This is a genomic window from Streptomyces malaysiensis subsp. samsunensis (assembly GCF_024519315.1).
Lineage (GTDB): Bacteria > Actinomycetota > Actinomycetes > Streptomycetales > Streptomycetaceae > Streptomyces > Streptomyces malaysiensis.
In genome coordinates, this window is the sequence record NZ_JANIIC010000149.1 from 1 (window position 1) to 5,762 (window position 5,762).

2 protein-coding genes are annotated in these 5,762 nt (G+C 69.5%); both read left to right on the forward strand.

Annotation, left to right across the window (positions count from 1 at the left end):
• The first annotated feature begins 67 nt into the window (after positions 1 to 67).
• On the forward strand, positions 68 to 5,125 hold the full coding sequence (locus NQU54_RS47875; RefSeq protein WP_257636538.1) for an SDR family NAD(P)-dependent oxidoreductase: 5,058 nt from the start codon (positions 68 to 70) through the stop codon (positions 5,123 to 5,125).
• Between the two features lie 24 nt (positions 5,126 to 5,149).
• On the forward strand, positions 5,150 to 5,762 hold a 613-nt coding region (locus tag NQU54_RS47880), incomplete at its 3' end, for a beta-ketoacyl synthase N-terminal-like domain-containing protein (protein ID WP_257636539.1).

Here is a 5,762-nt window from a genome sequence, read left to right on the forward strand (position 1 = left end):
GATCAGTGGTACCAACGCCCACCTCATCCTTGAACAGGCCCCACAGACCGAGGTTCCGGCCGAGTCCGTGGCCGGGTCCGGCGGCCCGGTGCCCCTGGTCCTGTCCGCCCGGTCCCAGGAGGCTGTCCGAGCGCAGTCGGCGGCACTGTACCGCCATCTGAGTGCGGACGAGGAACTGCCGCTGGGCGATGTCGCGCGCACGCTGGCGACGCGACGCACGTTCTTCGAGTACCGCGCGGCCGTGCTGGGCGGGGACCGGAAAACGGTGATGGAAGCGCTGGGGGCACTCGCCGAAGGGGCGCAGCACTCCGACGCCCTTCTGGGTCCAGTACCGGCCGGTGGCGGCAAGGTGGTCTTTTCCTTCCCCGGCCAAGGCGCCCAGTGGCCCGGCATGGCACAGGAGTTGTTGGACACCTCTGCGGTGTTCACCGCACGGGTGGAGGAATGCGCGGCGGCCCTGGCTCCGTACACGGACTGGTCATTGCTGGACGTGCTGCGCCAGGCGCCGGGGGCGCCGTCCCTGGAGCGGGTGGACGTGGTGCAGCCGGTGCTCTTCGCCGTGATGGTCTCGCTCGCCGCGCTCTGGGACTCCCATGGGGTCAGGCCGGACGCCGTGATGGGGCACTCGCAGGGCGAGATTGCGGCGGCCTGCGTGGCGGGCGCACTGACTCTTCAGGATGCGGCTCGGGTCGTCGCGCTGCGCAGCCGGGCCATCGTCGCGCTGCGGGGGCGGGGCGGTATGGTCGCCGTTCCGCTTCCCGCCGAACGGGTGGCTGCCGACCTCGAATCTTGGGTCGACCGGGTCGGTATTGCGGCATTCAACGGAGCGTCGTCCACTGTGATCAGCGGTGAGACCGAAGCGCTAGAGGAGATCCTCGCGCACTATGGTGAGCGGCAGGTGCGGGCCAAGGCCATCCCGGTCGACTACGCCTCCCACTCCCCGCAGGTCGAAGAGGTGCAAGAGGAGATCCTCGACGCACTGGCACCGATCGCGCCCGTAGCCCCGCGGATACCGGTGTTCTCGACACTCACCGGCGACTGGGCCGACGAGACGGCGTTCGACGCGAACTACTGGTACCGCAATCTGCGCTTTCCCGTCCGCTTTGCGTCGGCGACCCGCTCGCTCGCCGAGCAGGGCCACTCGCTCCACATCGAGTGCAGTCCCCATCCGGTGCTGACCATAGGGCTCCAGGAGACGCTGGAGGAGATGGGAGCCACCGGCGCGGCCATCGGCACGCTGCGCCGGGACCAGGGAGGGGAACGGCGGTTCCTCCTGGCGTTGGCCGAGGCGCACATCAGCGGGGTACCGGTGGACTGGGACCGGGCTGTGCCCGCCGGTGACGCGTTCACCGATCTGCCCACGTACCCCTTCGAAGAGCGCCGCTACTGGCTCGATGCCTCCTCCCCGGTAACCGAGATAGCGGAGCTGGGGCTCCGGGCGGCCGGTCATCCTCTCCTCGGAGCCTCTTTCGAGCTGGCCGGAACGGGCGCTGCGGTGCTCACCGGCCGGCTCGCCCTTGCCACCCAGCCGTGGATGAGTGACCATGCAGTGTTCGGCACCGTACTGCTACCCGGTGCCGCCTTGGTCGAGCTCGCCGTGAAGCTGGGAGATCAGACCGGCTGCCCAGAGGTGGAAGAACTCACCCTGCACGCACCGCTCGTGGTGCCGGAGCAAGGTTCCGTAGAGATCCAGCTCGTGGCGGAGTCCGCGGGAGCTGACGGCCGCCGTTCCTTCGGGGTACACGCGCGACGGAATGGTGACAGGCAGCCTTGGGTCCGGCATGCCTCCGGTGTGCTGGCCCCGATGAACCCGTTGAAGCCGGCTTCGGACGGCTCATGGCCGCCCGCGGGCGCGAAGCGCGTCGAACTTTCCGACCCCTATGAGCGCCTGGCGGACTCCGGGTACGGCTATGGTCCGACCTTCCGGGCCTTGCGCGGCCTCTGGCGGAACGGCGACGAGCTGTACGCCGAACTCGAACTGCCTCCGAAGGCCAGAGACGATGCCCCCGCCTTCGCCATCCATCCGGCGCTGCTGGACGCGGCGCTGCATCCGCTTGGTCTCGACCACGGGGACGAGGTCCGGCTGCCATTCTCCTGGGCGGGGATACGACTGCACGCGACGGGTGCCGTGGCGGCTCGGACGACCCTCACCCCGCAGAGTGAGGGTCGCGTGCGCGTAGAGCTGTCGGACCCGTCCGGCGCACCCCTGCTCACTGTGGACTCCCTCGCCATGCGGGATGCGAGCCCCGTATTGGACGAGGATGATCGTCCGGTCGCTGATGCCGTACTTCTTCTGGACTGGGTGCCCACCCCGGCTGGGCCGGACGCCTCCTGGGCCCCCTCCGCATGGGCCGTGCTCGGCGAGGCCGCGGACTCGACGGGAAGCGGTCTGCCCCGCCACCGGCATGTGCGGGCCCTGCGGGAGGCCGTCGCTCAGGGCGCCTCCGCCCCCGAAGTCGCCTTGCTCCCTGTGCCGTTCGCCGACCGCCAGGACCCTGAGGCAGCGCGGGATGTGCTGGCCCAGGTCCTGACGGAGATCCAGAGTTGGCTCGCCGATCCGGCCCTCGACCGGTCTCGGCTGGTTGTGATCACCCGGGGGGCCGTCGGTGCCCGCCCTGGAGAGGACCCCCACAACACGCCGGGCGCAGCAGTCTGGGGCCTGCTGCGTACGGCCCAGTCCGAGCACCCGGGCCGGTTCGTTCTCGCCGACCTCGACAGCGCCGTGGACGGGCCCGGCGCCCTGGCCGCCGCCCTCGGAACGGACGAACCGCAACTCGCCCTGAGGGATGGTGAGATCCTGACGCCTCGGCTGGTCCGGTCCGGTGAGCACGACCGGCTGGCACCTCCCGTGGGCGGACAGAGCTGGAAGCTCGACACGATCGGGTCCGGTACGTTCGAAAACCTTGGCCTGATGCCGTCCCCGGACGCGGACCGTTCCCTGGCACCCGGCGAGGTGCGGGTCGCCGTCCGGGCGGCGGGGTTGAACTTCCGCGACACCCTGATCGCACTTGGCATGTATCCCGGAGACGCCGCCCTCGGCGGGGAGGCTGCGGGAACCGTCGTGGCGGTGGGAGAGGATGTGCCGGACCTGGCTCCCGGCGACCGCGTCATGGGTCTCTTCCCCACCGGAGGAGTCGCGCCGGTCGCCGTCACCGACTACCGCCTCCTGGCGCGCATGCCCCACCACTGGTCCTACGTCCAAGCGGCAGGCGTCCCGGTGGTCTACCTCACCGCATACTTCGGGTTGCGCGACCTGGCCGATGTAGGTCCTGGCGAGTCCCTGCTCATCCATGCCGTCACTGGCGGCGTGGGCATGGCAGCCGTCCAACTGGCCCGCCACTGGGGGCTGGAGGTCTACGGCACAGCCGGACCCGGCAAGTGGGACACGGCGCGTCGGATGGGAGTCGACGGCGATCACCTCGCCTCCTCACGGGACCTCGCCTTCGAGGAAAGGTTCCGTGCCGCGACCGGTGGCCGAGGCGTGGACGTGGTGCTGAACTCGCTGGCACGCGAGTTCGTCGATGCCTCGATGCGGCTGCTGGCAGACGGCGGGCGCTTCCTGGAGATGGGTAAGACGGATATCCGTACCCCGGAGGCGATCACGGCCCAATATCCCGGGGCGGCCTACCACCCCTACGACTTGGTTCGCGACGCCGGCCCCGACCGGATCCGCTCTATCTTCGCCGAATTGGCACCCCTGTTCGATTCCGGAGTGCTCACTCCGCTGCCTGCCACTGTCTGGGAAACCGCCAGGACAGCGGCGGCCTTCCGACACCTCGCCCAGGCGCGGCACACCGGAAAGCTTGTCGTCACCCTGCCGCCCGCGCTGAACAGCGGCGGCACTGTGCTGATCACGGGCGGCACCGGCACACTCGGCGCTCTGACTGCCCGCCACGTGGTGGAACGGCACGGGGTACGCCATCTCCTGCTGCTCAGCCGCAGCGGTGAGTGTGCCACCGGCTCCGCCGAGTTGGTCGAGCAGTTGACCGCTGCAGGCGCCCGGGTGACCCTAGGTGCCTGTGACGTAGCTGACCCGGAAGCCTTGGCCCGTGCACTGGAGGGTATCCCGGCTGAACACCCCTTGACGGCGGTGATCCACACCGCCGGAGCGTTGGAAGACGGCACCCTCGAAACGCTGACTCCCGGGCACTTCGACACAGTGATGCGGGGTAAGGCGGACGCGGCGTGGCACTTGCACCGGCTGACCCAGAAACTCGATCTGTCGGCTTTTGTCGTCTTCTCCTCGCTGGCCGGCACGCTAGGAAGCCCGGGCCAGGGCAACTACGCCGCCGCCAACGCCTACGTCGATGCTCTCGTCCAACATCGCCACCGCCACGGATTGCCCGGGACGGCCCTCGTTTGGGGACTGTGGACGCCATCTTCCGGGATGACCGGCGCAATGGACCGGGCGGATGGCCGACGGTTGGCTGGGCTGGGGATACGTCCCGTGGACGCCGCAGACGGACTCGCTCTGTTCGATGCGGCTCTGGCCGACGGCAGTGCCGTGGTGGTACCGGCCGAGGCCGACACAGCCGTGCTTCAGGCCATCGACGAGGCAGCCATTCCGCCGCTGTTACGCGACCGCGTACGCCGCCGGGCGCGTTCCGCCGCCGCCCCCGCGGCGCCGCACGCCGGAATGACAGGCCCCGAACTCCGCCGCCACCTGCTGGAACTGGTCCGTTCGCACGTGGCCGCCGTGCTCGGGCATCCCACACCCGAGGCGATCGCGGTAGGACGGGAGTTCAAGAAGCTCGGCTTCGACTCGCTCACCGCCGTTGAGCTGCGTAACCGACTCAGCGGCGCCATCGGAGAGCGGTTGCCAGCCACCCTGATCTTCGACCACCCCACGCCAGCCGCGCTCGCGGAATACCTGTGTGAGCAGATCGCCCCTGCCGCCGACGTCGCACCCGACCTCCTGGCGGAACTCGACCGGCTGGCAGACCTCCTGACGACCACAGAGACGGACGAGGAGATCCGCGCCGCTATCGGCGACCGGCTGAACGCCCTGTCACGCGGCTGGGGTGGGGCGCCCGGCGAGCCGGTCGGGACGACCGACGACGAACTGCGGGCAGCGGGCGACGACCAACTGTTCGGCGTGATTGAAAACGAACTCGGGATCTCCTGACCCGGGGTGGAGGAGAGACCTCGCATGACACACGACGACACGGCGACCGACAGGAAGCTGCGAGACTACCTGAAAAAGGTGACCGTTGAACTGCGTCATACTCGGCAAGCACTGCTCGACACCGAGGCCCGGCAGCATGAACCGGTGGCGGTCGTCGGCATGGCCTGCCGACTCCCGGGAGAAGTCGCCTCTCCAGCCGACCTCTGGCAGCTGGTCGCGGAGAGCCGGGACGCGCTCACCGATTTCCCCACCGATCGGGGCTGGGATCTGAACGCGCTGTACGACCCCGATCCGGAGCAGGCAGGCACCTGCTACACCCGCAACGGTGGATTCCTGGAGGACGTCAGCGGCTTCGACGCGGCCTTCTTCGATATCTCTCCGCGCGAAGCGCTGGCCATGGCCCCCCAGCAGCGCCTCCTGCTGGAATCGGCCTGGGAGGTCATCGAGCAGTCCGGCATCGACCCGCGCAGTCTGCGCGGTAGCAGGACCGGTGTCTTCACCGGCGCGGACGACCAGGACTACGCCATGCTGCTCGCCGGGACCCCGGCGGACCTCCACGGTCACATTGGCACCGGAACGCTCTCCGCCCTTATATCGGGCCGGGTCGCCTACACGCTGGGTCTTGAGGGGCCGGCGC